The following is a 24,934-nucleotide window of genomic DNA, read 5'->3' on the forward strand; positions in this document are numbered from 1 at the left end:
CCGGCGCGGAGGAAGCCATGCAACAGCAGACTGCAGACAGGATCGATCTTGCCGGCCTGGTCGCCGATCTCAACAGCCTGCTGCGGCTGAAGACGAATGTGATCGGCATGAAGTTGTTCGCGAGCGTCGCAGAGATGGAGGCGATCCCGAAGATCCGCCGCCCAAACGCAATTCACACCACCGACCAGATCGTCAGCATGGCCGCGCGCCTGGGGTGGACCGTCGGCATCACCGCCGACGATCTCGTAGGCGCGCAATGCCGCGCGGTGATCGGTCTTGCGCCGCAGGACGAGAAATGGCTCGCCGGTGAAAATTACGTCGGCGTCTGGCACGGCACCGCCGAGGACGCGCGCAAGCGCCAGGAGGCGCTGGACGTGGTACCGTTCGGGCACTATCAGGCGCTCGCCGTCAGTCCACTCGCGAGCGGCCGGCTCGATCCGCCCGACATCTGCCTCGTCTATGCAACCCCGGGGCAGATGATCATCCTGATCAACGGGCTGCAATATACCGGCTACAAGAAGTTCGAATGGGGCGTGGTCGGCGAGACCGCCTGCGCGGATTCCTGGGGGCGGGCGCTCAAGACCGGGGAGCCCAGCCTGTCCTTGCCATGCTATGCCGAACGGCGCTATGGCGGCGTGCCGGACGAGGAGATGCTGATGGCCTTGAAGCCCTCGCATCTCGCCAAGGCAATCGAAGGCATGAAGGCGCTGGCGAAGAACGGCCTGCGCTATCCGATCCCGCCCTATGGCATTCAAAGCGATGTCCGCGCCGGCATGGGCGTGAGTTACGCGAAGAAGTAAAGGCTGATCATGAGCTCTGCGAAATTCGACATCGTCGTCTACGGCGCGACCGGTTTCACCGGCCAGCTCGTCGCCGAATATCTGGCGGCGCATTACAAGGACGACAAGGCGCTCAAATGGGCGATGGCGGGACGCAGCCTCGACAAGCTGAAATCGGTGCGCGACGCGATTGGTGCGCCGGCCGACACGCCGCTGATCACAGCCGATGCCTCGGATGCGGCGTCGCTGAAGGCAATGGTGGCGCAGACCAAATCGATGATCACGACGGTCGGCCCCTACCAGTTCTACGGCGAGGATCTGCTCGCTGCCTGCGTCGCTGCCGGCGTCGATTATTTCGATCTCTGCGGCGAGCCGGTCTGGATGCGGCAGATGATCGACAAGTACGAGGCCGCGGCCAAGGCGAGCGGCGCGCGCATCGTGTTCTCCTGCGGCTATGATTCCGTGCCGTTCGAGCTCGGCACCTTCTTCGTGCAGGAAGAGGCCAGGCGCGTGTTCGGCGCGCCGGCACCGCGTGTGAAGGGCCGCGTGCGCGACATGCGCGGCACGCTGTCAGGCGGCACCGCGGCGAGCGCGAAGGCGACCTTCGATGCCGTCGCCAAGGACCTCAGCCTCGTCGCCATCCTCAACGACCACTTCGCATTGACGCCCGGCTTCACCGGCCCGAAGCAGCCCAAGGGCAACAGGGCGGTCTTCGAGGAGGACCTGCAATCCTGGGCCGCGCCGTTCATGATGGCGCTGATCAACACGCGCAACGTCCATCGCTCAAACATGCTGATGGGTTTTCCCTACGGGAAGGACTTCGTCTACGACGAGATGGTCCTGACGGGTGCCGGCGAGAAGGGCGAAGCCAACGCCAAGCGCGTGATGGCGGCCAATGCCGAGAAGACCGGGCCGAACGCGCCGAAGCCGGGCGAGGGGCCCTCGAAGGAAGAGCGCGAGAACGGCCTGTTCAACCTGCTCTACGTCGCGATCGCCCCCGATGGCCGCATGGTCCGCGCCGGCGTCACCGGCGACCGCGATCCCGGCTACGGGTCGACCTGCAAGATGATCTCCGAATGCGCCATCTGCCTGCTGCGCGATGCGAGCGATGTTCCGGCGGGCTTCTGGACGCCGGGCGCGGCGATGCAGCACAAGCTGATCAAGCGGCTGCAGGACAACGCGGGGCTGACGTTTGGGGTGGAGAAATAGGCGCCTCCTTCGCCTCGCCCCGCTTGCGGGGAGAGGCCGACGCGCGCAGCGCGGCGGGTGAGGGGGCTCTCCGCGAGTCCAATGCTCACCATTTTTGCGGAAGCGCCCCTCACCCCAACCCTCTCCCCGTAAGAACGGGGAGAGGGAGAAGAGATCACACCGCCCGCGCATCATACACGTACATGAAATCCATGCCTTTGGCGCCCAGCGGCAGCAGCCATTTCAGCATCTGATTGCGCATCCAGGCGCCGGCGGCGCTGAACTCGCGCTTGTTGTTGCCGTTGCGGCGGGCGATCGCGACGATCTTCTCGGTGCGCGGGCGGCGCTCGGCCTCGAAGGCCTGGAAGGTGGCGCCGAGCTCCTGTCCGTCCTGCATCAGCCGCGCAAGCCGCATTGCGTCCTCCAGCGCCAGCGAGGCGCCCTGGCCGGCATGGGGGCTGGTCGCGTGTGCGGCATCGCCGATCAAGAGCGAACGCTTGCGCGACCAGGTCGGCAGGGTCGCGACGTCGAGCGTGTCGGTGACCACGATGTTCTCGGCCGCTTCGATGATGGCGGGGATCGGATCGTGCCAGCCATGATGGAAGCCGCGCAGATGCTGCTTCAGCGTCGCATGGTCGAGCGCGCGGAACGTCGCCGCGTCCATGCCGTGTGCCGGCTGCGTGCTCCACCACATCACGCCGTCCATCGGATCGGGGCTGCAATAGCCATAGCCGAAGAAGCCGCTCTGGCCGAACGTCGTTTCGACGTGCTTGCCAATCGATCTGCCGTCGAGCACGGCGTGCGGCACGAAGCCGCCGAAGCCGATCAGGCCGGTGTCGAACGGCTGCGGCCCATCCGGCACGACCTGGCGGCGCACAACGGAGTGCACGCCGTCGGCGCCGATCAGGAAGTCGCCTTCGGCGGTGGTGCCGTCGGCGAAGTAGGCGATGATCGGCTGGTCGCCGCGGTCCTCGATCTTGATCAGGCGCTTCTCGAAATACAGCGAGACGCAGGCGCACCAGGCCTTGTCGATCAGGATCTCGTTCAGCGTGGCGCGCGAGATGTTGACGGCCGGCTGGCCGAAGCGCCGCGCCATGTCGCGATTGATCGAGCCGAGCTTCTCGCCGCCCTGCGAATAGAAGTCGAAGGCTTCCGCGACCGAGCCGCGGCTGATCAGCTCCTTCGCGAGCCCGATCTCCTCCAGGACATGCATGCCGTTCGGTGCGATCTGCAGGCCGCCGCCGATGCCTTTCGAATAGGGCCAGGCCTCGTAGATGGCGGATTCGATGCCGGCGCGGCGCAGCAGGATCGCGGCGACGGGTCCGGCGATGCCCGCGCCGATGATCAGCGCCTTGCGGGGACGGTGGGCCATGGCTTGCTCCCGACGTTTCCGTGGTGCTACGAGAGTGTTACGGTCGCTAAATATCTTAGTGGCTAAGATATATATTGATTAAGATAAGAGGCCGGTCTTGTCAAGGACGAAGGTGCGCGCGGCGCTGTTGCTGGAACTCGAGGAGGCGATGCGCAGGTCGTCGGCGCAAGGCGTGCTCTACGGCCAGACCGTCGCCAACGTTGCCGGAATTGCCAATTCCGACCTCGAATGCATGGACATCCTCTATCTCGAGGGCCGCGTCACCGCAGGCCGGCTCGCCGAGGTGACGGGCCTGACGACCGGTGCGATCACCGGCGTGGTCGACCGGCTCGAGAAGGCCGGCCTGGTGCGCCGCGAGCGCGACGAGAAAGACCGCCGCAAGGTGTTCATCGCGGTCGTGCCCGAGGCGATCGCAAAGCTCGGACAATTCTACGTGCCGATGCAGCAGGCGATGGAGAAGGTCTTTGGCGCCTATTCCGACGAGGAGCTGCGCCTGCTGCTGCGCTTTGCCAATGAGGCTTACAAGGGTGTGCTGGCGGCAACCGAGGCGCTGAAGGGGCTACTCGATACGCCCCCGGAGAAGCGCCCCGAGCTCAAGCTGAAGAAGCGTCCTCGCCAGCCCTAGTCTTATAGACCTGCGCGGCCGCGATCATGCCCCACATTGCGCCCAGCATCATCCAGAAGTGCCGCCAGTGATCGGTGTCGATCACGAAGCTTTCGCCGACGGTACCGAGGAAGGCGGAAAACATCGCGAGGTAGGCGCGCTGCCACGGCACACGGACGAAGACGTGGCGGAAACCCATGATGACGGTGGTGAAGACCAGCGCGGGATAGCACACACCTGACAGCCAGCCGCCGGACATGAAGGCGTTGAGATAGGAATTGTGGGTGTCTTCGGGGAAGTAGCGGTGGAATTGCAATGGACCGATGCCGAACGGCAGGTCGAGTGCCATCTCCGCACCGAGGATGTGCCGGCCGAACCGGCCGAAGCGGCCTTCGTCATAGCTCTGGCCAAAGCTCGCGCGCTGCTTGAACATCTCGGCCGTGGCATCGAGCGACAGCAGCACGGCGATCAGCGCGAGGCCGAGCACGGCGGCGACGATTGCCATGATGATGATGCGCGAGCGCTGCGCGTTGGTGCGGCTGGTCAGCACCATTAGCGCCAGCATGAAGGCGGAGGTCAGCACCAGGCCGCCCCAGGCGGCGCGCGAGAAGGCGAGCAGGATCGCCAGCGACATGATGCCGAAGGCGATGACGTTGCGGAAGGCCTTGGCCAATTTGTCGGAGACCACGCTCTGAAGCGCGAACAGCGCCGGCAGAATCAGGAAGGCGCCGAGCACGTTCGGGTCCTTGAACGTGCCGCGCGCTCGGCCGTACAGCGTGAGGAGATCGTTGCCGCCGGGAACCAGGTGGAAGTAGCCGGCGATCGCCAGCAGCGCGGCAATCATCGCGCCGACCACGAGGCCGCGGCGGAGCATGTCGAGCCGGGCCTCGGTGTCCTCGGAGATGACCATGGCGAAGAACAATACGGTCGCCGCCATGTACCAGGAGGTCGCGATCCAGCTCACCACCTCCGTCTGCTCGAACAGCGGAATCGCGCTGATGGTGTAACCGACATTGAGCAGGATCAGCATCAACACAAGCGGCATCAGCACCAGCCTCAGGCGCAGGCCGGTGGCGAAAAAGGTGACGGTCGCGAGCAGCGTCGCGATCTCGTAAGGGCTCGGCTCGATGAAGACGATGGCGCCAGAGGCGCCGACCAGCCACACCAGCGCGCGCTGCAGCGCCAGCACGCCCGGCGCGGTCGTCGCGGCGACATTCACTCCACCGGCTGTCGCCGCATACGCCATCACACGCTCATACGCTTACGCAACTCGTCGTCACAAACACACCTGTTATCGCCCGGCTCGACCGGGCGATCCAGTACGCTGCGGCGCCTATTGCGGAAAACAGCCGGCGCCGCGGCGTACTGGATGCCCCGGTCAAGCCGGGGCATGACGAAGCAAACTCAATACGCGTTCTCGTTCTTGGTCAGCAGCGAGATCGGCGTCTTCAGGAGAATGACGAGGTCGAACAGCACCGACCAGTTCTCGATGTAATAGAGGTCGAACTCGACTCGCTTCTGGATCTTCTCTTCGTTGTCGATCTCGCCGCGCCAGCCGTTGATCTGGGCCCAGCCGGTGATGCCCGGCTTGACGCGGTGGCGGGCGAAATAGCCGTCGACAGCTTCGTCGAACAGCCGGCTCTGCAGCTTGCCTTGCACGGCATGCGGGCGCGGGCCGACCAGCGAGAGATTGCCGGCGAATACGACGTTGAAGAGCTGCGGCAGCTCGTCGAGGCTGGTCTTGCGGATGAAGCGGCCGACGCGGGTGACGCGCGGATCGTTCTTGGTCACGACCTTCGAGGCCGTCGGATCGGCCTGATGGTGGTACATCGAACGGAACTTGTAGACGTCGATGCGCTCGTTGTTAAAGCCGAAGCGCTTCTGTCGGAACAGCACCGGGCCCGGGCTGTCGAGCTTCACGGCGAGCGCGACCAATCCCATCACCGGCAGCGCTGCGAGCAGCGCAAGACTGCCGACGATACGGTCGAACAGCCATTTCATCACCAGGTCCCAATCGGTGATCGGCGCCTCGAACACGTCGAGCGTCGGCACCTCGCCGAGATAGGAATAGGAGCGGGGCCGGAAGCGCAGCTTGTTGGTGTGCGCCGACAGGCGGATGTCGACCGGCAGCACCCAGAGCTTCTTCAGCATCTCCAGGATGCGCGTCTCGGCCGAGATCGGCAGCGCAAACAGCACGAGGTCGACGCGGGTGCGGCGGGCGAACTCGACGATGTCGTCGACCTTGCCGAGCTTGCGCGCGCCGGCGCAAGTGTCGAGCGCGCGGCTGTCGTTGCGGTCGTCGAACACGCCGAGCACGTGGATGTCAGAATCCTCCTGTGCCTTCAGCGCTTCGACCAGCTGCTCGCCGTTGCTGTCGGAGCCGACGATGATGGTGCGGCGGTCGAGCCGACCCTGGCGCGCCCAGGCCCGGACCAGCGAGCGCAGCACCAGACGCTCGGCGATCAGCGCTGCGAGCCCCAGGAAATAGAAAGCGGCCAACCACAGCCGCGACACCTCGCTGCCGAACTTGGCGAAGAAGGAGATGCCGATGAAGAGCAGGAAGACGAACGACCAGGACGAGATCATCCGCGTCATCTGCCGGAGCTGACCACGGAACAACTGCACCTGGTAGATGTCGGCGGCCTGAAAGCAGACCACGGCGGCAATGGCGACGGCGATGACCTCGGCTGGATAGATCCAGCTGAACGCCCCCGCCAGCGGCATGACATAGCCGAGATAGACTGCAATACCGACGAGGCTCAGCAGCGCGAAATCAGCAAGGCGCACGAATCCGGCGATCACGATCGGCGAATAGGCGCGGGCGACCTTCTGGTTGACGACCTCGAGCGCGGCAGGCGAGAGCCGGCGACGGCGCTCCACGAAGGGCTGGTCAGCAGGCTTTGCCGCAGCGTTGGCCGCGGCATCGAGCATCGAGCGTGCGTTGAGCGGTTCCACGGGCGTTCACGTCCATTCCAGAACCCGTGGCACGGCCTTGCGCGCCCGGGCAAGCATCCCCTCGCGCTTCGATTATCGAACAAATCGGAAGATTTTCTAAAGCTGGCTTAAGGATGGTTAATGATTGGCAAATGCGTCGCGATAGCCGGCGAGCACGCCCTCGACCATCGCGGCTTGCGAGAAGTGTGTCGAGATGCGCTCGCGCAAGGAGAGTGCGCGTTGCGCGGTCGTTGGCGGATCGTCCAGCGCTGCGGCGATCGCCTCCGCCATGGCTTCGGGATCGCTGGGCGCGAACAGCGCGGGGCTGTCGATGCCCAGGATCTCGGGGATGCCGCCGATCTTGGATGCGATCATCGGAATGCCCGCGGCGCCGGCCTCGATCACGACGTAAGGCATGGAATCGCCGCGCGAGGGGACGACGAGCAGCCGTCCCTTGGAGAAGCCGTAGCGCGCCTTGACGTGACCGATGAAGCGGATGGCGCTCGAAAGGCCCAGCCGCTCGACCTGCGCCTTCAGCGCGGCGGTCTCCTCGCCGTCGCCGCCGAGCGTGAGCGTGACCTTCCTGCCGCCTTCATGCAGGCGCGCCACGGCGTCGACCAGCAGGTCGGCACCCTTGATGTGCCTGAACTCGCCGACATAGCAGAGGTCGGTCGCATCCTCGGCGGTGATGACAGGCTCGAACTCCTCCGGCGTCACGCCGTTGAAGACGCAATGCACCACGCCCTTGGGCGTGCCGACGATACGCTGATAGGTGTCACGGGCAAAGGCACTCTCGAACAGGAACAGGTCCGTGGAGTCCATCAGCGCGCGTTCGAGCCGCGCGTAGGACTCGCCCTTGAAGGTGTTGAGCGGATAGTGCAGCGAGCCGCCATGCGGGGTGTAGATGCGGATGGTATCGTCCGAGCGCCGCCGCATGCGGATGAAGGCGCCGGCCTTGGCGCCGTGGCCGTGCATCACATCGGGCTTGAGCGCGGCGATAAGCCGCCGCATGCGGAGCCATACCAGGACGTCGTCAGGCGACGGTTCGCGGCGGATCGCCATGCGGTGCACGCCGAGCTTCAAGCGCGGTGCGAGCTCGGTCAGCGCCTTGTCGGCGCGCTCGCCGCCGGTGAGGCTGTCGGCGAGAATGCCGACATGATGGCCCCGGTCGACCTGGCCGTTGGCGACGTCGAGGATATGACGGAAGATGCCGCCGACCGGGGCGCGCACGGCGTGAAGGATGCGAAGCGGCCGGTCAGGAGAGGGGGGCATGATCAAAACCAGCTCGACGGCGACTGCCGAACAATTCTCACGAAATAATCGAGATGGATTAAGGGGTGTCGTGGTTAACAAACGGTGACGGGCGCACGCGCGCAAGGCGCATGCGGTCACGATTAACCCAGCGGCAACCTTAATGGAGTGTAATCGCCCCGGTTGAGGTAGAGTCGCAGCATTGCCCTGCGGGAGTGTTCGATGCGTTTAGCGTTCTGGCGTGCCGGCAAGGACAAGGCTGTGATCGCGCGAGCCGTCGCGAAGTCCAAAGGCGAAGCTGCGCACAAGACTGAAGCGAAGGCCGAAAGGATCGAAGCCAAGGTTGAGGCCAGGATCGAAGCGAAGCCCGAAGCGAAGTCCGTGCCCGTCATAGCCAAGCCTGCGCAGGTCGAATCCGGCGACATCGACCTGCACGCGCTCGGTGCGGCCCTGACGCGCAAGCGCGGCTGGGTCATCGTTCCGACGGTGCTGGCGCTCGTTGCGTCGCTCGCCATCGTCAATCTCGTCACGCCGCGCTACAAGTCCGAAACCCGCATCCTGATCGACGGCCGCGAGAACGTGTTCCTGCGTCCGAACAGCGATCGCACCGAGGAGCGGCAGACGCTCGATGCCGAGGCCGTCACCAGCCAGGTGCAGCTGGTGCTGTCGCGCGATCTGGCGCGCGAGATCATCAAGAAGAACAAGCTCGCCGAGCGCCCCGAATTCGATCCCGTGCTGCAGGGCATCTCGCCGCTGAAGTCGCTTGCCGCGCTGATCGGCATCGGCCGCGATCCGTTCGCGATGACGCCGGAAGAGCGCGTGCTCGATTCCTATTACGAACGGCTTCAGGCCTACGCCGTCGACAAGTCGCGCGTGATCGTGGTCGGATTCCAGTCCGCCGATCCCGAGCTTGCCGCGCGTGTCGCCAACTCGATCGCCGACGGTTATCTCGTGCTGCAGCAGGCGGCGCGCCAGGAGCAGGCCAAGAACGCCAGCCAATGGCTGGCCGGCGAGATCGAAAGTTTGCGCAAGAAGGTCTCGGACGCCGAAGCCAGGGTCGAGGACTTCCGTTCCAAGTCCAGTCTGTTCGTCGGCACCAACAACACCACGCTGTCGAACCAGCAGATGGGCGAGGTCAATACCCAGCTCAACAATGCGCGCTCGATGAAGGCGGATGCGGAATCCAAGGCACGGCTGATCAAGGAGATGCTGCAGAGCGGCAAGCCGATCGAGGCATCCGAGGTCGTGAACTCTGAATTGATGCGGCGGCTGTCGGAGCAGAGGGTGACGCTGCGGGCGCAGCTCGCCGAGCAATCGTCGACGCTGCTTGGCAATCATCCCCGGATTAAGGAGCTGAAAGCGCAGCTCGGCGACCTCGACAATCAGATTCGCGACGAAGCCGCCAAGATCTCGCGCTCGCTCGAGAACGACGCCCGGATCGCCAGCGGTCGGGTCGATGGCCTCACCGTCAGCCTCGAACAGCTCAAGAAGCAGGCGGCCTCCACCAACGGCCAGGACGTCCAGCTCCGCGCGCTGGAGCGCGAGGCCAAGGCGCAGCGCGATCTGCTCGAGACCTATCTTGCCAAGTACCGCGAGGCCAACACCCGCGAGACCATCGACACCGCGCCGACCGACGGCCGCATCATCTCGCGCGCCATCGTCTCGAACACGCCGGCCTATCCGAAGAAGCTGCCGATCGTGCTGATCGCGACGATCGCAACGCTGCTGCTCTCGTCCGGCGTCGTCGTCACCGGCGAGCTGCTGCGCCAGACCGCGCCGCGCGCGGCAATGGGCTCCGCGCAGGCGCCGGTGCGCCAGGAGCCGCTGGTCGTTCAGCGGACGATCGAGCCCGCAATCGACCGGAGCAGCGAACCAATGTTGGATCCGGTGTTGGCGGAGTCCGCGCCGCTGCAGCCTGAGATGGCGGCCGATTCGGATACGAGCGAATTCGCCGAGATCGAACGTCTGGCCGACGATCTGCGTGCCGCGGGCGCCGCGGCCAAGAAGGTCACGGTGCTCGGCACGGCGCCGGGCGAAGCCATTACGCTGTCGACGCTGACGCTGGCGCGGAACCTAGCGCGCGATGCACGTGTCGTCGTGGTCGATCTCGCCGCGTCCTCGCCGACGCTTGCCGCGGTATCCGCCGATGCGCAGGCTCCCGGCCTTGCCGAGCTGATGCAGGGCGAGGCCTCGTTCGCGCAAGTTATCACCCGTGATAAACTCTCGCGGCTGCATCTGGTCTTGGCCGGTCGTCCCGGCTTCGACCGCAGCCTGCTGCAATCGCCGCGCGTCGCGCTCGCGATCGACGCACTGCTGCGGGCTTACGATCACGTGCTGATCGACGCCGGCAGCGCCTCCGATCTTCCGGCCGAGCTGTTGACGGCGCATGCCCGCGCCGTCGTGGTGCCCGACGCCGCGATGGCGCCGGATGCGCGTGCGCAGATGTCCGAGCAGCTGAGAGCCGTCGGCTTCAGCGAGGTGGCAATGCTGAGCAAGCCGGTGCAGGCGTCGGATGCAATGGAGACGCCGCGCGTCGTGGCGGCGTAGGCTTTTCTGTCTCTCTCCGCCCACTCGAACTCGTAGGGTGGGCAAAGGCGCCCTTGCGACGTGTCCACCGCCTGTCCAATGCAGTAATGCAAGACGTGGGCACGCTTCGCTTTGCCCACCCTACGATGTTGGCGTTTGCGGAGAGATCTTACCCGAACGCCTGCCGCAGCCGGCGGGCCATGTCGAACAGCATCTGGTTCTGCTTAACCAGCCGCTTGCCGTGGCTGAGCGAGGACAGTGCCATCGCCGCGAGCCTGCCGCGCGAGGTCAGTGGGACGAAGCTGTCGAAAATCTCCTCGTCGTCCTTGCAGAACATCCGCTTGTAATCGTCCGAACCGATGCCGAGGTCGAGCGAGCGGTAGCCGCGCTCGCCGTAGCGGTCGATGATGTAGCGCATCAGGATCAGGCCGGGGCTGTAGCGGGCCCGCTCGCTCATCGTGTAGGTGTTGAACATCATCGAGAAGCGCTCGCCGTCGGCGACGCCGGCGAAGATCGCGATCACCTCCTCGTCGCATTCCAGCGCATGGATGTCGATGATATGACCTTCGCCGCGTGGCGCAAGGCAGGCGCTGCGGACGAATTGCTCGACGCCGGGTTCGGCGAAGACGTTCGGGAGCTTCTGCTCCGCCATCCGCGCCGGCTTGATGCGGAAGAACCAGTCGAGCAGGCGGGTAATGTCTGCGTCCGACGTGGCCAGGTGATAGCGATAGCCGGCGAGGGACTGAAGTTTCTTCTCCTTGCTCTTGAGGCGGCGGCGGAGGGAATTGCTGATCCGCGATGCCGGCGGGCCGCCCGGCTCCATCACCAGTCGCGGACAGCCGTTGATCGCGCGCTGCCGCGGCAGGGCTGCAAACGGGTTCTGCTGGTCGTGCCAGCGCTCGGGCTGCTGCGTCAGCGCGAGCACGTCGACGTGCTCACCGAGCGGCGCAAGCAGTGCATCGAGATCGGCGCCGGCGGCCTCTGCTGCGAACTCGGCGTTCCACAGGCCCATGTTGAATGTCGTGTGCTTGCCGCCCATGAAGCCGGCGGTGCGCATGCCGTGGCCCTGGCGCAGCGAGAGCGGCAGCAGCAGGAGCGGCCGGCGCTCGGCATCACGCGCGATCACAATGAAGGGGCAGGCACCTTCACGGGCGCCGACCAGCCGCTGCCAGGGGCCGAGCAGGTCGAAGCGCTGGTAAGGCGTGAAGAAATGGCCGCTCGCCTCGAAGCCGCGCCAGACCGCCTCGGCCTCGGCGAGATCCGTGACGATCTCCACTCCCGCGATACGGCTCGCTTTCGACCGCGCTGGCGCTTCTTCCGTCCGGCCTTGCATCGCCGCAGCCATGGTCATTCGCGAAACCTGTCGAGAAAAACGAAAATACGGAGTTCGGCCTGTGGCCGACCTTTGCAAACAAAGGTCAACAAAGGGTAATGACGAGGGCAGAGGGAACTGACCGCCGGCGCGCGCGAAGGGTGGGATCTTGGCTTCCGACGACAGACAGCTGGAACGGCTGCGCCTCGAGCTGGCCTGGTTCACCGGCCAGGCTATGCTGCGCAGTCGCGGTGCCGGCGCCATCCTGTGCTTCCAGCATGTGCGGCCGCGGCGGCGCGGATTTCAGCCGCTGCGCGAACACGAGATCACGCCGCAATTCCTCGATCGCGCCATCCGCGCGCTGAAGCGGTGGAAGTACGATTTCCTCGGCATGGACGAGGTCTGCCGGCGCGCGGTGACGCTGCCGGAGAAGCGGCGCTTCGTGGCGCTGCCCTTCGATGGCGCGCCTAAGGATCTCATCACGTTCGCCTATCCGGTGCTGGCGCGTCACGCCGTGCCCTTCACGATCTATGTGCCGACCGCTTTTCCTGACGGTGTCGGCGAAGCCTGGTGGCTTGGGTTGGAGCAGGTGATCGCGCGCGAGAGCCGCATCAGCCTGATGATGGGCGAGAAGGAGCAGCGCTTCACTGTTGCCGACAAGGCCGGGAAGCAGGCGCTGTTCTCGTATCTGGAGAGCTGGCTGCGCTCGCTGCCGCCGGCGGATCTGTCGGCCGCGATCGCCGATCTCTGCACGCGCTACCGGATCGACCTCGCCGCGCTCTCGCGCGAGGCGTCGATGGATTGGGAAGACCTCGCCAGGCTCGCCGCCGATCCGCTCGTGACGATCGGCAGCGCAACGGTGAACTATCCGGTCTTGGCCAACATGAAGGACGCAGCCGCCCTGCGCGAGATGACGATGGGCAAGGCCGTGGCGGAATCGGCCTTCCAGCGCGAGATCAGGCATTTCGCCTATCCGTTCGGCGACCGCGCTTCGTTCCGGCGCAGCCACGTCGTGATGGCGGAGCAGGCGGGCTTCGCCAGCGCGGCCTCGACGATCCCGGGCATCGTGGAGGCGGAGGGACGCACGAACTTGCGCGCGCTGCCGCGGATCTCCTGGGACGGGCGTGTGCGCTCGCTGCGGATGCTGCGCGTGCTGGTGTCGGGCGTCGCCTTTGCGCCGGTGAGGCCGACCGGGAGCGCTACGAGCCGGACCTGACGCGATCGGGCCGCTGCATCCAGCTCACGATCGGCATCGCGGGCAGGACCCAGCCCATGCCGACCACGACGTAGTAGATCGCTTGCCGCCAGCCGGATTCCGCGATCCACGGCATCTGCGCCGCCGCCATCCCGAGCAGGGCCCAGACGGTGGCCAGCACCAGGAGCAGGATGGCGCCGAGGAACTTGCGGGTGCGGATCGTCATGGCGGGACTTTAAGGCTTTCACGTAACTTGCGCTGCGGGAGCGGGGGACTATAAGGGGCACGCAATCCGGTTCAAGTCTCTTCGCCACAGGCTTGGTTTTGTCTCTGAAATGACGACGATTTCCGCCCCATCCGAGCCGCATCGCGCCGTGCGCTGGTGGCTGATCGCCGTGGCCGCGCTGATCGCGCTGATGGTGCTGGTCGGCGGCGCGACACGGCTGACGGAATCGGGCCTGTCGATCGTCGAATGGAAACCGGTGACGGGCAGTGTTCCGCCGCTGTCGGAAGCGGCGTGGGCCGAGGCGTTCGAGGCCTACAAGAAGATCCCGCAATATCGCGAGCTCAATTCAGGCATGAGCCTGTCCGAGTTCAAGACGATCTTCTGGTGGGAGTGGAGCCACCGGCTGCTCGGCCGCTTCATCGGCGTCGCCTATCTGCTGCCGTTCCTGTTCTTCCTCTGGCGCGGCGGATTGTCGGGTGAGCTGAAGCGCAGGCTGTGGCTGCTGTTCGCGCTCGGCGGCCTGCAGGGGGCGGTCGGCTGGTGGATGGTCGCCTCGGGCCTGACGGAGCGGGTCGAGGTGTCGCAATATCGACTGGCGACGCATCTTTCGCTCGCGCTCCTGATCTTCGCCGGTATCGTGTGGACGGTGCGGCGGCTCGAGCAGCGGCCGCAGATCGCAGCGTCCGCGCGGCTGAGATTCACGAGCGCGCTGCTGCTCGTGGTGACCTTCGTGCAGATCTATTTCGGCGCGCTGGTCGCGGGCCTGCGTGCCGGGCGGGCCTACAACACCTGGCCTGAGATCGATGGGGCGCTCATCCCGTCGGCGGAGCGGCTGTGGTTCGAGACGCCGTGGTGGCGCAACATGTTCGACAATGTGCTGACGGTGCAGTTCGAGCACCGCATGACCGCCTATGCACTGTTCGCGCTCGCGCTGCTGCACGCGATCGACGCGGTGCGCTCGCGTGCAGGCGCGGCAGCAAGCGGCGCGCTGTGGCTGTTCGCAGCTGTGAGCGTGCAGGCTGTGCTCGGCATCCTCACGCTGCTCAACCAGGTGCCGATCGATCTCGCGCTGACCCACCAGGCGGTTGCGATCGTGGTGTTGACGCTGGCGGTGATGCAGGTCGAGCGGCTGGCGTCACGGCAATCTGCGCAGGTGCAGCCGCGCGCGGTTCCCGTTGGGCAGCCCGGCTGATCAGCAATAGCCGTAGACGCCGCACGCATAGGGCAGGCGCCAGAAATAATCGACCTGCTTCCCGCCGTAATAGGCGCCCTGATAATCGTAGCTCCAGGGGCGGCCGTAATAGCCCGGCAGCGTGTGGGAGCCGGGCAGCAGCGGCGTGCCCGGCAGGTTCCGGATATAGCTGCCGATGCCATAGGCCGGCGAGATCAGCGCATCCGGATCGGTCTCGACATAGACCTGCGGCGGGTCCTGCGGCAGCCCGGCCGCGCGCCGCTTGTACACCGGCAGATCGGCGGCCATGGCAGCCGAGACCGTCAGCATCATAGCCAGGGCGGGCACCATCCAGCGCAGCATTATCGGCTCCGAATCAAGAGGGGCGATCCAAGAGCGATGTATGGGGCCGATATGGTTAATGAGGGTTAACTGACGATCATGAATGTCATTCCGGGGCGGTGCAAAGCACCGAACCCGGAATCCAGAGGTTGCAGCATAACGTCGAGATTCCGGGTTCGCGCTGCGCGCGCCCCGGAATGACGATGAGGATTACGCCCCCAGCGCCTGCTCCAGATCCGCGATCAGATCTTCCTTGTCCTCGATGCCGACCGAGAGCCGGACCACGTCGGGACCGGCGCCGGACTTGATCTTGGCGGCGTCGTCGAGCTGACTGTGCGTGGTCGAGGCCGGATGGATCACCAGCGAGCGGGTGTCGCCGACATTGGCGAGATGCGAGAACAGCTGCAGCTTCGACACCAGGCTGACGCCGGCGTCATAGCCGCCCTTCAGGCTGAAGGTGAACACCGCGCCGGCGCCCCGCGGCGCGTATTTGCGCGCGAGCTGGTTGTACTTGTCGTTCGGCAGGCCGGCATAGCTCACCGAGGCCACCGCCGGATGTCCGGCGAGATATTCGGCAACGGCCTTGGCATTGTCGCAGTGCTTCTGCATGCGCAGCGGAAGCGTCTCGATGCCGGTCAGGATCATGAAGGCGTTGAAGGGCGACAGCGCAGGGCCGAGGTCGCGCAGGCCCAGCACGCGGCAGGCGATCGCGAAGGCGAAATTGCCGAAGGTCTCCTGCAGCCGGATGCCGTGATATTCGGGGCGCGGCTCCGACAGCATCGGATATTTGCCCCCCGTGGACCAGTCGAAGGTGCCGGCGTCGACGATGATGCCGCCGAGCGAGTTGCCGTGGCCGCCCAAAAATTTCGTCAGCGAGTGCACGACGATGTCGGCGCCATGATCGATCGGGCGGATCAGGTAGGGCGAGGCCAGCGTGTTGTCGACGATCAGCGGCACGCCCGCCTTGCGTGCCACCGTCGAGATCGCCTCGATGTCGGTGATGCTGCCGGCGGGATTGGCGATGGACTCGATGAAGATCGCCTTGGTGCGCGGCGTCACCGCACGCTCGAAGCTCGCAATGTCGTCGGGATCGGCCCACACCACGTTCCAGCCAAAGCTCTTGAAGGCGTGCGTGAACTGGTTGATCGAGCCGCCATAGAGCTTTCGCGCGGCGATGAATTCGTCGCCGGGTTGAAGCAGCTGCTGCAGCACCACGACTTGCGCGGCATGGCCGGACGCCACTGCGAGCGCGGCCGTGCCGCCTTCGAGCGCGGCGACGCGCTCTTCCAGCACCGCATTGGTCGGATTGCCGATGCGGGTATAGATGTTGCCGAACGCCTGCAGGCCGAACAGCGAGGCGGCGTGATCGGCATCGTTGAAGACGAAAGAGGTCGTTTGATAAATCGGAGTCGCGCGCGCGCCGGTGGTGGGGTCGGGCTGTGCACCGGCATGCACGGCGAGCGTTGAAAATCCCGGAAGGCGATCGCTCATTTGGGCGTCCTGTTCTTGTGGTCTGAAAATCGCGCGGCATGCTGATCGGCGCCGTGCCCGCCGTCAAGGCGCGGCTTCACATCAGGATCATTTTGGGAATGCTCGTGCTACGCATAGTCGCGTTCGCGAAACGAAACCTTCGCGATTGCGTCAGCTTTGCTCGCTCTTGTTCTTCGCGGCGCGATCCGATGCGGCAGTGTCGCCACCGCCGACGCTCATCCGATTGAGGGACAGCCGCATGCCCTGCGTCGGTGCCGGCGCGCGCTTGGAGCTGAGCGTGCGCGAATTCACGCCCATCCAGGAGATCTCCGACGACAGGCGGCCATATTCGATCTTGGGGCAGCGGTTCATGACCACCTTGATACCGACGGATTCTGCTTTCGCCGCCGCCGCATCGTCGCGCGCGCCGAGCTGCATCCAGATCACCTTCGGCAGCGGGTCGAGCGTGAGCGCCTCCTCGACTACGGGCATGATGTGGCTGGAGTTGCGGAAGATGTCGATCATGTCGACGGGACGGCCGATGTCCGACAGCGACGCGACGAAGGGCTTTCCGAGCAGCTCCTTGCCGACATGGCCGGGATTGACCGGGATCATGTCGTAGCCGCGCTGCATCAGGTATTTGAACGCGAAATAGCTCGGCCGCACGTTGACCGGCGAGGCCCCGACCATCGCGATCGATTTCACGCTGTTGAGGATGCCGCGGATGTAATTGTCGGGATAGGCGTCGTGGTTCATCACTTATCTTTTCGTGTTGGCGGGGATCACTCATCCCGCCATGTCGGAGCGCGCTTCTCGATGAAGGCGCCGATGCCTTCCTCGGCGTCGCGCGCCATTATGTTCTCGGTCATCACCTCTGCGGCATAGCGATAGGCGTCGGCAAGGCTCATCTCGGCCTGACGGTAGAAGGCCTCCTTGCCGAGCTTGATCGTATGGGCCGATTTCAACGCGACCTGTTGCGCGAGCTCGATCGCGGCGCCGAGTTCGGTGCCGGCGGGAACGACGCGGTTGACGAGACCGATCTCGCGGGCGCGTTCGGCCGTGACAGGCTCGCCCGTCAGCAGCATCTCCATGGCCTGCTTGCGCGGCACGTTGCGCGACAGCGCCACCATCGGCGTCGAGCAGAACAGGCCGATGTCGACGCCGGGTGTGGCGAACTGCGCCGCATCCGATGCGATCGCCAGATCGCAGCTTGCTACGAGCTGGCAGCCTGCCGCGGTGGCGATGCCTTGGACGGCGGCGACCACGGGCTTGGGCAGGCGCACGATCGCCTGCATCATGGCACTGCATGCGGTCATGATCTGCGCGAAATAAGCCCGGCCGCGGTCCGCATCGGTGCGGCGCGCGGTCAGTTCCTTCAGGTCGTGGCCGGCGGAAAAAGCGGGGCCGTTAGCCGCGATGACGGCCGCACGGATGTGCTTGTCTTCCGCGATGGCATTGAGGCTCGCATGCAGCTGTCCGATCATCGCCTCCGAGAGGCTGTTGCGCGCCGCTGGTCGGTTCAGTGTGAGCACAGCGACGCTGCCGACGATCTCGCGCAGCAGGATCGGCGGTTGCGGGGAGGGAGCGCGGGCGGCCTGGACGGACATTGACGCGATTTCCGCTAAATGATTGCAATTGGATGACACCGATAACTTAATGTAACAGGGCAGCCGAAGCGAGGGTGGGGACGGCATGGCGTTAGCGAAAATGAGCGTGGCGGAGCTGGAGCAGTTCCTCCGTGACGAGTTTCCCCAGGCCTTCAGCGGTGACGACATCACGATCGAGAGCGCGGACGGCCAGACCAGCCTCTTGCGCCAGCGCTACAGCGAACGGATGCTGCGGCCCGGTGGAACCGTGTCCGGACCCACATTGATGGCGCTCGCGGATTTCGCGATGTACGTGGTGCTGCTGTCCGCGATCGGGCCGATCGGGCTCGCCGTCACCACCAATCTCAACATCAACTTCCTGCGCAAGGGCCAGCCCGGGCAGGATGTGCTGGCCGAGGCCCGGCTGCTCAAGCTCGGCAAGCGCCTCGCGGTCGGGGAGGTGAACCTCTTGTCCGGGACCTCACCCGATCCGATCGCCCACGTCACCTCGACCTATTCCATTCCAAATGTTTGAGCTTTTTGCAGGTAACATCGCACCTTATTTTTAAGCCATTGATTTTGAAGGCCTAATTTCCGATCTGAGGCATTGACCGTTGCGCCGCTCTTCTCTAGAAACCCGCGCAGTCCGGCGCGGTGTTCGCGCCGATATCTCCCGTCCACGGAAACTCCGACATGAAAACCTTTTCGGCAAAGCCGGCTGAGGTGACGAAGAAGTGGGTGCTGATCGACGCCAAGGGTCTGGTCGTCGGCCGTCTCGCCACCATCGTCGCCATGCGCCTGCGCGGCAAGCACCTCCCGACCTACACCCCGCACGTCGATTGCGGCGACAACGTCATCATCATCAACGCGCAGCATGCGGTCCTCACCGGTCGCAAGCGCGAGCAGAAGACCTACTACAAGCACACCGGTTACGTCGGCCACGTCAAGGAGCGCACCGCGCGCCAGATCCTCGAGGGCCGTCATCCCGAGCGCGTGCTCGAGAAGGCCATCGAGCGCATGATCCCGCGTGGTCCGCTCGGTCGCGTCCAGATGGGCAACTTGCGCGTCTACGGCGGGGCTGATCATCCGCACGAGGCACAGCAGCCCGAGAAGATCGACATCGCCAAGTTGAACCGCAAGAACATGAGGGCCGCATAACATGGCCGAATCCATCCAGTCGCTCGACCAGCTCTCGCAGCTCAAGACGGCGGCCGCGCCCGAGGCGCCCAAGCACGAGAAGAAGGTCGACAAGTTCAACCGCGCCTATGCGACCGGCAAGCGCAAGGACGCGGTCGCCCGGGTCTGGATCAAGCCGGGTGCCGGCAAGGTCACCGTCAACTCGCGCGAGGTCGAGGTCTATTTCGCCCGTCCCGTGCTGCGCATGATGATCGAGCAGCCGTTCTCGGTGGCCCAGCGTTCGGGCCAGTACGACGTGATCTGCACCGTCGCCGGCGGCGGTCTGTCCGGCCAGGCCGGCGCGGTCCGTCACGGCATCTCCAAGGCGCTCACCTATTTCGAGCCGGAGCTGCGCGGCGTGCTCAAGAAGGGCGGCTTCCTCACCCGCGACTCGCGCGTGGTCGAGCGCAAGAAGTACGGCAAGGCCAAGGCCCGCCGGTCCTTCCAGTTCTCGAAGCGTTAATCGCTTTTGTCGCATTCGCCGCGAAAGCGGCTTCAATGAGATGCAAAAGGGCGCTGAATTCAGCGCCCTTTTTGTTGTTCGTTTGTATGCAAATTGATGGCGTGTTTCCCGAAAACTTGGGGACCTTCGAAAACCTGAATGGAACCCGCGAGACCTAGCGTCGCCTTCGGAAGGGCGCGCAAATCGGCTGGGCCGATCGCGTAACTGCTATGTTCTAGAGGGGGCCGACATGATGTCGCTCGATAGCATCACGCTCTATTTGGTCGCCACCATGGTCGCCGCATTGCTCGGCGCCATGATGGTGTTTTTCGGCAAGCAGGAGAACAGCCCGGCGCTGAAATGGTGGGGCACCGCCTATCTGCTCGGTGCCGCCTCCGTCGCGCTATGGACCGCGGCAGGCGACAGGCTGGGGCCGCACATTTACCTCGCACTGAACGCCGTCGGTTTCGTCGCCTGCGGCATGGTCTGGAACGCCGCGCGCGTCTTCCACGGCCGCAAGCCGAACTGGCCCGGGCTCGTGCTCGGCGCACTCGCCTGGGTCGCAGCTGCGACGCTGCTCGATCCCGCGGCATCGATGCTGCGCATGTTCGTCGGTGCCGGCATCGTTTCGGTATATGCGGCGCTGACTGCGAGCGAGCTCTGGACCGAACGGCGCAAGAGCGTGCAACGGCGCTGGCCCGCCTTCGCGATGCCGGTGATGCACGGCTGCGTGTTGATGCTGCCGATCCTGATCGGCAGCTTCCTGCGCCCGCATGATGCCAGCTTCTCCTCGAGCATCTGGGTCACCGTGTTCGCGGTCGAGCTCATACTCTATGCCGTCGGTACCGTGTTCGTGATCTTCATGCTGGTGTCGGAACGCACCGTCACCGCGCACCGGACGGCGGCATCGACCGATCCTTTGACCGGCATGCTCAACCGGCGCGGCTTCTCGGAGGCCTGTGCGCGCGTGATCGAGCGCGAGGCCAAGGCCGGGCGGCCGGTGACCGTGATGATCTTCGACATCGACCACTTCAAGTCGATCAACGACCGCTTCGGCCATCCCGCCGGCGACGAGATGCTGAAGCTGTTCTCGACTGTCGTGGTCAGCAACTTGCGCATTTCCGACCTGTCGGGCCGCATCGGCGGCGAGGAGTTCGCCGCGCTGTTGCCGTGCTCGCTGGAGGAGGGCGTGCTCGTCGCCGAGCGCGTGCGCGAGGCGTTCGAGACCTCCGGCGTCGTCGTCGACGAAGGCCCGGTCGATACCACCGTCAGCATCGGCGTTGCCGGAGGTCCGGCCGGCACCGAGCTCGAGGTGCTGCTGGCCTCCGCGGACACCGCGCTCTATCAAGCCAAGCGCGGCGGCCGCAACCGCGTCGAGGCGGCCGAGGAGCTGCCGCTGTCGCTGGAGAACTGGCGCCGCCAGAGCGCGGCGCGGACCGGCGCATCGCAGGCGCGCCCGGCCACTGCGTGAGAATGCAGGGCGGGCTTGCGTAAATCTCTGTTTACCATTCGATTCCTACCATCGTGGTCATGGAATCGATCCGTCGACAGAATCCGCAAGCCGCCCTGATGTCGCTCGAGGCCGAGGCTGCCTCGGCCCGCGGCGGTTTCGCCTGTCTGTTCTCCACCACGGACGAATACGAGACGGCGCTGATCACCGAGCGCCGCGCGCAAGGACGCTACACGCAGCAACGCAGCTACTGGCCGTTCGTCTTGTTCGCGGGTTGTGCGCTGATCGTGACGGGCACTGTCCTGCTGTTGGCCTGACGTATCAGCAATTTGGCCGGGCAGGGCGCCGTTTCGGCGCCTTTTTCTTTGGCGCCGGCTACGCTAAAGCATGATCCGGACCCGAAGGGCCGCGTTAGCGCAAAGTGCGAAACGGTTTTCCGGAAAGGTCATGCGTATAACGACCGAAAGCGCGATGACGATCCCAAATCGCATCGCGCTTAAGACACGGGCATCGAACAAACAGGGTGGAAAGCCGATGATCACCGAGATCGCGCAAATCGACGTCAAGCCCGGCAGCGAGAAGGACTTTGAGGCGGCCGTTGCCAAGGCCAAGGCCGCTTTCGGCCGCTCCAAGGGCTTTCACGGCTTCGAGCTGCACAAGTCGATCGAGAAGCCGCAACGCTACCGGCTGATGGTGAAATGGGCGACGCTGGAGAACCACACCGTGGACTTCCGCGGCTCGGAAAATTTCACGGAATGGCGCGGCCTGGTCGGCCAGTATTTTGCCGCGCCTCCCGAGGTCGAGCACACCGAGACCGTGCTGACGACCTGAGGCTTTATGTCGGGAGCATGATCTTATCGGAAAACCGCTCCACACTTTGCGCTAACGCGGCCCTTCGGGTCCGGATCATGCTCTAGGCCGCCTCCGCTAGAGCCGGCGCCTCATACGTCTTGACATGGTCGATCATGACCTTGGCGATGGCGACCAGCGGGAGCGCCAGCGCCAAGCCCCAGATGCCGAACACGACGCCGAGCAGGATCTGGAACGCGAACAGCGTGGCCGGCGGGATGTCGAGCGCCTGCCGCTGCAGGATCGGCGTCAGCACATAGCTTTCCATGGCGTGCACGCCCATGAAGAGCAGAAAGGCCGACAAGGCGGGGATCCAGCCCGAGGCGAGGCTCGCCAGCACCACGATGACGCCGGCGATGATCGCTCCGACGGTCGGGATGAAGGCGAGCAGGCCCGCCTGGATCCCTAAGATGAATGCGCCGGGGATGCCGATGACGGCAAGTCCGATCCAGGTCACGGCGCCGACCGCGATCATGACGATGATCTGGGCGATCAGCCAGCGCTCGAGCGTTTCGGCGATACGGTCGATGACGATGGTGACACGGGTACGGTGCCGCGCCGGCGCCAGGAACAGTAGGCCGTCATGATAGACGCTGGGCTGGGCAGCGAAGGCGAGGCCCAGGAACAGCACGATGAAGATGTTGCCGACGCCGTGAATGGTGCCGAGCAGCAGCTTGAGGGTCTGGCTCACGATCGCCCCGCCGCTCGAGGCGAGCGTGCCGGCACTAGGCAGCGGAGGCCGCGAAGGCGCTGCGGGCGCGGGCGTCGCCTCCAAGGACGCGTTGGTCGCGGGGTCCGAGGCAGCGTTGCCGAGATCAAAGAAGCTGGTGTCGATGCCGTGGCTCTCGAGCAGGGATCTGACATTGGTGATCTGCGACTTGATGGTCTTGCTCAGCAGGGAGGCCTGTTCGGCAATGGTGGCGCCGCCGAGATAGGCGACGCCCGCGAGCAGCACGGCGAGCGCGACGCAGACGATTGCAAGCCGGATCGTGTGAGGCAGGTGGACCCGGCGGCCGAGCGCATTGACCAGAGCGTTGAGACCGAGGCCGAGCAGCATGCCGGTGAAGATCAGCAGCAGGGTGGCCGCAAAATACCAGGTGAAGGCGAGCAGCGCAGTGAACAGCACGACGCCGATGCCTCCGACCGCGATCGCCCAGGCCTGATCCCGCGCGAGGTCGCTGCGGCTCGGGGGCCTCTTGTCTACGGGGCCCATCACGTCACATCTTCCTTCTGGACATCGTGCTTGCGCGTCTGCCAATGACATCGACGGGAAAGTTTGCCGGAAGCGTGCCCCGGAGCCAAGCTCTTTCGTGGAAATCAAGGCCCCTGCACGGAGTGCGACCCGCTCGGCCATCGTCAACTTGGACGAGAGCCGGGTGCCGAATGCGCTTGAGAAACGGATGTCGGCCTGCTAATTCGGCTGAAGAAAAAGGGCAGGTTCCGTGGTCCAAGTCTCCCGTCCTCTGCAGCCTGTCCCGATCGACTCTCTGAAGACCGGAGCCGATACGTATTCCAGCGCGATTGCAGACGCGCAAAACTACATGAACTGGGTCATCGACCAGTTCCGTCCTTATCTGCGGGGACAAATCGTCGAAGTTGGATTTGGCCACGGCCACTACAGCAAGGTGCTGGGCGAGCTTGGCGATTATTGCGGGGTGGACCACGATTGCGAGAGTGTCGAGCATGCCGCGCGGACCATGCCTGACCGAAAGTTCGCGGTCTGTGACATCTTGGTTCGGGATCAGCTGCGGTCGCTGTTTCCAGCCGGCGTCGACGCGGTCTTCTCCATCAATGTTCTCGAGCACATCGAGGATGATGCCACCGCAATCGCCAATCTGGTCGACGTGCTGAAGCCGGGAGGCCACCTGCTAATCAGCGTTCCCGCCCTGATGCTGCTCTACAACGACCTCGATCGTCTGGCGGGACACTGCCGTCGCTATACTACGACGCGCCTGGCGAGTCTGTTGGCTGATCAGCCGGTCGAGCTCGTTCGGCTCAGCTACTTCAACCCCATCGGCGGATTGGGCTGGCTGGCCAATCGCCTCAAGCGACACCATTCGCTCAACGATAACGCCGTGAACGGCCAGATTGCACTGTTTGACAAGTACATCGTGCCGCTATCGCGGGCGCTCGATCCGCTCTCGCGAAAATTCTTTGGTCAATCGGTCACCTGTATTGCTCGCCGCTCATGATTTCGATCGTCATTCCCGCGCTCAACGAATGCGACGGCATCGTTGAAACCATCGATCGAGCCAAGCGAGCTCTCGACGGCGCTCAACTAACCCCTTACGAAATCGTCGTTGTCGACGACGGGTCCGCCGACGGGACCGGTGCGCTCGCCGAACAGGCGGGGGCCAAGGTGCTGAGGCATCCCCATAACATCGGCTATGGTCGCTCGTTGAAGGATGGAATCCGCGCCGCGTCCTATGACACGATCGTCATCAGCGACGCGGACGGCTCCTACCCGATGGAAGCGATTCCGGCGCTCGTGGCACGCTACAACCAGGGCTTTGACATGGTCGTCGGCGCCCGGACCGGGCCCAATTATCGCGAGTCCACGCTGAAGTCGCCGTTGCGCGCGATCCTGAAGGCGATCGTCGAATTTACCGCCAATCGCGAAATTCCCGACATCAATTCTGGCCTTCGCGTGTTCGGCAGGAAGGTTGCCGTCTCCTATTTCGAGCATGTCAGCGACCTCTTCAGCTTCACGACGTCGCTCACACTTGCCTACATGATGAACGCGAAATTCGTCGATTACATCGACATCGACTACAAGGAGCGGATCGGTCGCTCCAAGGTGAATCTCTTCCGCGACTCCATCCGGACCCTGCAATATGTCCTGGAGGCTTGCACCTACTACAATCCGTTGAAGATCTTCGTGCTGCTGGCCATGATGTGCATGGCGCTTGCACTGGTCTCGCTCATTGGCGGCGTCATCCTCCAGCTCCTTAGCGCCTTTGTCCTGGGTGTCGGAGCGATCCTGCTCGGCATTCTTGTGGTCGCTATGGGGCTGCTCGCGGTGCTTCTGAAGCAGATCATGAACCAGCGACCATGATCGCGC

At 64.7% G+C, this 24,934-nt stretch carries 25 protein-coding genes; 14 read left to right on the forward strand and 11 right to left on the reverse strand.

The genetic code is table 11. The features are described 5' to 3' along the window. The first annotated feature begins 17 nt into the window (after window positions 1–17). Window positions 18–800 carry a DUF169 domain-containing protein gene (locus HZZ16_RS17545; protein WP_197949938.1) on the forward strand — a complete coding sequence of 261 codons (783 nt, stop codon included), beginning with the start codon at window positions 18–20 and terminating at the stop codon, window positions 798–800. Between the two features lie 9 nt (window positions 801–809). Then, entirely contained in the window at window positions 810–1,988 is a 1,179-nt protein-coding gene (locus HZZ16_RS17550; RefSeq protein ID WP_197949940.1) for a saccharopine dehydrogenase family protein, read from the forward strand. 154 nt (window positions 1,989–2,142) lie between these two features. On the opposite strand, the gene HZZ16_RS17555 is transcribed toward HZZ16_RS17550, so the two are convergent. Continuing rightward, window positions 2,143–3,339, reverse strand: coding sequence for an FAD-dependent monooxygenase (locus tag HZZ16_RS17555; RefSeq protein WP_197949942.1), 1,197 nt, complete (start codon window positions 3,337–3,339; stop codon window positions 2,143–2,145). 148 nt (window positions 3,340–3,487) lie between these two features. Here HZZ16_RS17555 and HZZ16_RS17560 point away from each other — a divergent pair, with 148 nt between their 5' ends. Beyond that, window positions 3,488–3,964 carry a MarR family winged helix-turn-helix transcriptional regulator gene (locus HZZ16_RS17560; RefSeq protein ID WP_197950208.1) on the forward strand — a complete coding sequence of 159 codons (477 nt, stop codon included), beginning with the start codon at window positions 3,488–3,490 and terminating at the stop codon, window positions 3,962–3,964. Here HZZ16_RS17560 and HZZ16_RS17565 read toward each other — a convergent pair. The 3 genes from HZZ16_RS17565 to HZZ16_RS17575 all read right to left on the reverse strand — a co-directional run bounded on the left by HZZ16_RS17565 (window position 3,933) and on the right by HZZ16_RS17575 (window position 8,149). Further along, the gene (locus HZZ16_RS17565) at window positions 3,933–5,189 is read right to left on the reverse strand and encodes an O-antigen ligase family protein (protein ID WP_197949944.1); all 1,257 of its coding nucleotides are present in this window, start codon (window positions 5,187–5,189) and stop codon (window positions 3,933–3,935) included. The genes HZZ16_RS17560 and HZZ16_RS17565 overlap by 32 nt on opposite strands. 158 nt (window positions 5,190–5,347) lie before the next feature. After that, a complete protein-coding gene (locus HZZ16_RS17570; RefSeq protein ID WP_197949946.1) occupies window positions 5,348–6,898 on the reverse strand; it encodes an undecaprenyl-phosphate glucose phosphotransferase in 1,551 nt (516 codons plus the stop codon). Window positions 6,899–7,015: 117 nt separating this feature from the next. Then, complete coding sequence (locus HZZ16_RS17575; RefSeq protein ID WP_197949948.1) at window positions 7,016–8,149, reverse strand: glycosyltransferase family 4 protein; 1,134 nt, start codon at window positions 8,147–8,149, stop codon at window positions 7,016–7,018. 201 nt (window positions 8,150–8,350) lie between these two features. Between HZZ16_RS17575 and HZZ16_RS17580 the strand changes: the two genes are divergently transcribed. Further along, entirely contained in the window at window positions 8,351–10,675 is a 2,325-nt protein-coding gene (locus HZZ16_RS17580; protein ID WP_197949950.1) for a GumC family protein, read from the forward strand. 148 nt (window positions 10,676–10,823) lie between these two features. Here HZZ16_RS17580 and HZZ16_RS17585 read toward each other — a convergent pair whose 3' ends face one another. Then, window positions 10,824–12,005 carry a GNAT family N-acetyltransferase gene (locus HZZ16_RS17585; RefSeq protein ID WP_197949952.1) on the reverse strand — a complete coding sequence of 394 codons (1,182 nt, stop codon included), beginning with the start codon at window positions 12,003–12,005 and terminating at the stop codon, window positions 10,824–10,826. Between the two features lie 130 nt (window positions 12,006–12,135). Here HZZ16_RS17585 and HZZ16_RS17590 point away from each other — a divergent pair, with 130 nt between their 5' ends. After that, a complete protein-coding gene (locus HZZ16_RS17590) occupies window positions 12,136–13,182 on the forward strand; it encodes a polysaccharide deacetylase family protein (RefSeq protein WP_197949954.1) in 1,047 nt (348 codons plus the stop codon). Here HZZ16_RS17590 and HZZ16_RS17595 read toward each other — a convergent pair. Next, on the reverse strand, window positions 13,166–13,387 hold the full coding sequence (locus tag HZZ16_RS17595; protein ID WP_197949956.1) for a DUF2842 domain-containing protein: 222 nt from the start codon (window positions 13,385–13,387) through the stop codon (window positions 13,166–13,168). The two genes, HZZ16_RS17590 and HZZ16_RS17595, sit on opposite strands and share 17 nt — an antisense overlap. 109 nt (window positions 13,388–13,496) lie before the next feature. Here HZZ16_RS17595 and HZZ16_RS17600 point away from each other — a divergent pair, with 109 nt between their 5' ends. Beyond that, window positions 13,497–14,579: a COX15/CtaA family protein gene (locus HZZ16_RS17600; RefSeq protein ID WP_197949958.1), complete on the forward strand. Its 1,083-nt coding sequence runs from the start codon at window positions 13,497–13,499 to the stop codon at window positions 14,577–14,579. Here the strand turns inward: HZZ16_RS17600 and HZZ16_RS17605 are convergent, their stop codons facing one another. The 4 genes from HZZ16_RS17605 to HZZ16_RS17620 all read right to left on the reverse strand — a co-directional run bounded on the left by HZZ16_RS17605 (window position 14,580) and on the right by HZZ16_RS17620 (window position 17,977). Then, entirely contained in the window at window positions 14,580–14,921 is a 342-nt protein-coding gene (locus HZZ16_RS17605; RefSeq protein ID WP_197949960.1) for a hypothetical protein, read from the reverse strand. Between the two features lie 189 nt (window positions 14,922–15,110). Continuing rightward, the gene (locus HZZ16_RS17610; protein ID WP_197949963.1) at window positions 15,111–16,391 is read right to left on the reverse strand and encodes an O-acetylhomoserine aminocarboxypropyltransferase; all 1,281 of its coding nucleotides are present in this window, start codon (window positions 16,389–16,391) and stop codon (window positions 15,111–15,113) included. 150 nt (window positions 16,392–16,541) lie between these two features. Continuing rightward, window positions 16,542–17,126, reverse strand: coding sequence for a CoA-binding protein (locus tag HZZ16_RS17615; protein ID WP_197949965.1), 585 nt, complete (start codon window positions 17,124–17,126; stop codon window positions 16,542–16,544). 26 nt (window positions 17,127–17,152) lie between these two features. After that, on the reverse strand, window positions 17,153–17,977 hold the full coding sequence (locus tag HZZ16_RS17620) for an enoyl-CoA hydratase (RefSeq protein ID WP_197949967.1): 825 nt from the start codon (window positions 17,975–17,977) through the stop codon (window positions 17,153–17,155). Window positions 17,978–18,062: 85 nt separating this feature from the next. Between HZZ16_RS17620 and HZZ16_RS17625 the strand changes: the two genes are divergently transcribed. The 6 genes from HZZ16_RS17625 to HZZ16_RS17650 all read left to right on the forward strand — a co-directional run bounded on the left by HZZ16_RS17625 (window position 18,063) and on the right by HZZ16_RS17650 (window position 21,855). After that, window positions 18,063–18,491, forward strand: coding sequence for a PaaI family thioesterase (locus HZZ16_RS17625; RefSeq protein WP_025036650.1), 429 nt, complete (start codon window positions 18,063–18,065; stop codon window positions 18,489–18,491). A gap of 158 nt (window positions 18,492–18,649) precedes the next feature. Then, a complete protein-coding gene (rplM, locus tag HZZ16_RS17630) occupies window positions 18,650–19,114 on the forward strand; it encodes a 50S ribosomal protein L13 (RefSeq protein ID WP_197949969.1) in 465 nt (154 codons plus the stop codon). A 1-nt stretch (window position 19,115) separates the two neighbouring features. Continuing rightward, window positions 19,116–19,595: a 30S ribosomal protein S9 gene (gene rpsI, locus HZZ16_RS17635; protein WP_028178828.1), complete on the forward strand. Its 480-nt coding sequence runs from the start codon at window positions 19,116–19,118 to the stop codon at window positions 19,593–19,595. A gap of 229 nt (window positions 19,596–19,824) precedes the next feature. Next, window positions 19,825–21,045 carry a GGDEF domain-containing protein gene (locus HZZ16_RS17640; protein ID WP_197949971.1) on the forward strand — a complete coding sequence of 407 codons (1,221 nt, stop codon included), beginning with the start codon at window positions 19,825–19,827 and terminating at the stop codon, window positions 21,043–21,045. 59 nt (window positions 21,046–21,104) lie between these two features. After that, entirely contained in the window at window positions 21,105–21,341 is a 237-nt protein-coding gene (locus tag HZZ16_RS17645) for a hypothetical protein (protein ID WP_197949973.1), read from the forward strand. A 217-nt stretch (window positions 21,342–21,558) separates the two neighbouring features. Then, window positions 21,559–21,855, forward strand: coding sequence for an antibiotic biosynthesis monooxygenase family protein (locus HZZ16_RS17650; protein ID WP_025036647.1), 297 nt, complete (start codon window positions 21,559–21,561; stop codon window positions 21,853–21,855). Window positions 21,856–21,937: 82 nt separating this feature from the next. Here HZZ16_RS17650 and HZZ16_RS17655 read toward each other — a convergent pair whose 3' ends face one another. Then, window positions 21,938–23,086: an AI-2E family transporter gene (locus HZZ16_RS17655; RefSeq protein WP_197950210.1), complete on the reverse strand. Its 1,149-nt coding sequence runs from the start codon at window positions 23,084–23,086 to the stop codon at window positions 21,938–21,940. A 328-nt stretch (window positions 23,087–23,414) separates the two neighbouring features. On the opposite strand from HZZ16_RS17655, the gene HZZ16_RS17660 reads away from it, so the two are divergent. Both HZZ16_RS17660 and HZZ16_RS17665 read left to right on the forward strand, forming a co-directional pair. After that, window positions 23,415–24,065, forward strand: a complete 651-nt coding sequence (locus HZZ16_RS17660; RefSeq protein ID WP_197949975.1) for a class I SAM-dependent methyltransferase — start codon at window positions 23,415–23,417, stop codon at window positions 24,063–24,065. Further along, window positions 24,062–24,928 carry a glycosyltransferase family 2 protein gene (locus HZZ16_RS17665; RefSeq protein ID WP_197949977.1) on the forward strand — a complete coding sequence of 289 codons (867 nt, stop codon included), beginning with the start codon at window positions 24,062–24,064 and terminating at the stop codon, window positions 24,926–24,928. The genes HZZ16_RS17660 and HZZ16_RS17665 overlap by 4 nt, the downstream gene beginning before the upstream one ends. The last annotated feature ends 6 nt before the right edge of the window (window positions 24,929–24,934 follow it).

The organism is Bradyrhizobium glycinis (genome assembly GCF_016031655.1).
Taxonomy (GTDB): Bacteria; Pseudomonadota; Alphaproteobacteria; order Rhizobiales; family Xanthobacteraceae; genus Bradyrhizobium; species Bradyrhizobium glycinis.

Coding starts and splice junctions, on each gene's coding strand:
- HZZ16_RS17645 (WP_197949973.1), top strand. CDS start 21,105: ATGGAATCGATCCGTCGACAGAATCCGCAAGCCGCCCTGATGTCGCTC.
- HZZ16_RS17550 (WP_197949940.1), top strand. CDS start 810: ATGAGCTCTGCGAAATTCGACATCGTCGTCTACGGCGCGACCGGTTTC.
- HZZ16_RS17585 (WP_197949952.1), bottom strand. CDS start 12,005: ATGACCATGGCTGCGGCGATGCAAGGCCGGACGGAAGAAGCGCCAGCG.
- HZZ16_RS17600 (WP_197949958.1), top strand. CDS start 13,497: ATGACGACGATTTCCGCCCCATCCGAGCCGCATCGCGCCGTGCGCTGG.
- HZZ16_RS17580 (WP_197949950.1), top strand. CDS start 8,351: ATGCGTTTAGCGTTCTGGCGTGCCGGCAAGGACAAGGCTGTGATCGCG.
- HZZ16_RS17565 (WP_197949944.1), bottom strand. CDS start 5,189: ATGGCGTATGCGGCGACAGCCGGTGGAGTGAATGTCGCCGCGACGACC.
- rplM (WP_197949969.1), top strand. CDS start 18,650: ATGAAAACCTTTTCGGCAAAGCCGGCTGAGGTGACGAAGAAGTGGGTG.
- HZZ16_RS17665 (WP_197949977.1), top strand. CDS start 24,062: ATGATTTCGATCGTCATTCCCGCGCTCAACGAATGCGACGGCATCGTT.
- HZZ16_RS17620 (WP_197949967.1), bottom strand. CDS start 17,977: ATGTCCGTCCAGGCCGCCCGCGCTCCCTCCCCGCAACCGCCGATCCTG.
- HZZ16_RS17560 (WP_197950208.1), top strand. CDS start 3,488: ATGCGCAGGTCGTCGGCGCAAGGCGTGCTCTACGGCCAGACCGTCGCC.
- HZZ16_RS17615 (WP_197949965.1), bottom strand. CDS start 17,126: ATGAACCACGACGCCTATCCCGACAATTACATCCGCGGCATCCTCAAC.
- HZZ16_RS17655 (WP_197950210.1), bottom strand. CDS start 23,086: ATGGGCCCCGTAGACAAGAGGCCCCCGAGCCGCAGCGACCTCGCGCGG.
- HZZ16_RS17660 (WP_197949975.1), top strand. CDS start 23,415: ATGAACTGGGTCATCGACCAGTTCCGTCCTTATCTGCGGGGACAAATC.
- HZZ16_RS17555 (WP_197949942.1), bottom strand. CDS start 3,339: ATGGCCCACCGTCCCCGCAAGGCGCTGATCATCGGCGCGGGCATCGCC.
- HZZ16_RS17610 (WP_197949963.1), bottom strand. CDS start 16,391: ATGAGCGATCGCCTTCCGGGATTTTCAACGCTCGCCGTGCATGCCGGT.
- HZZ16_RS17575 (WP_197949948.1), bottom strand. CDS start 8,149: ATGCCCCCCTCTCCTGACCGGCCGCTTCGCATCCTTCACGCCGTGCGC.
- HZZ16_RS17650 (WP_025036647.1), top strand. CDS start 21,559: ATGATCACCGAGATCGCGCAAATCGACGTCAAGCCCGGCAGCGAGAAG.
- HZZ16_RS17595 (WP_197949956.1), bottom strand. CDS start 13,387: ATGACGATCCGCACCCGCAAGTTCCTCGGCGCCATCCTGCTCCTGGTG.
- HZZ16_RS17545 (WP_197949938.1), top strand. CDS start 18: ATGCAACAGCAGACTGCAGACAGGATCGATCTTGCCGGCCTGGTCGCC.
- rpsI (WP_028178828.1), top strand. CDS start 19,116: ATGGCCGAATCCATCCAGTCGCTCGACCAGCTCTCGCAGCTCAAGACG.
- HZZ16_RS17625 (WP_025036650.1), top strand. CDS start 18,063: ATGGCGTTAGCGAAAATGAGCGTGGCGGAGCTGGAGCAGTTCCTCCGT.
- HZZ16_RS17605 (WP_197949960.1), bottom strand. CDS start 14,921: ATGCTGCGCTGGATGGTGCCCGCCCTGGCTATGATGCTGACGGTCTCG.
- HZZ16_RS17640 (WP_197949971.1), top strand. CDS start 19,825: ATGATGTCGCTCGATAGCATCACGCTCTATTTGGTCGCCACCATGGTC.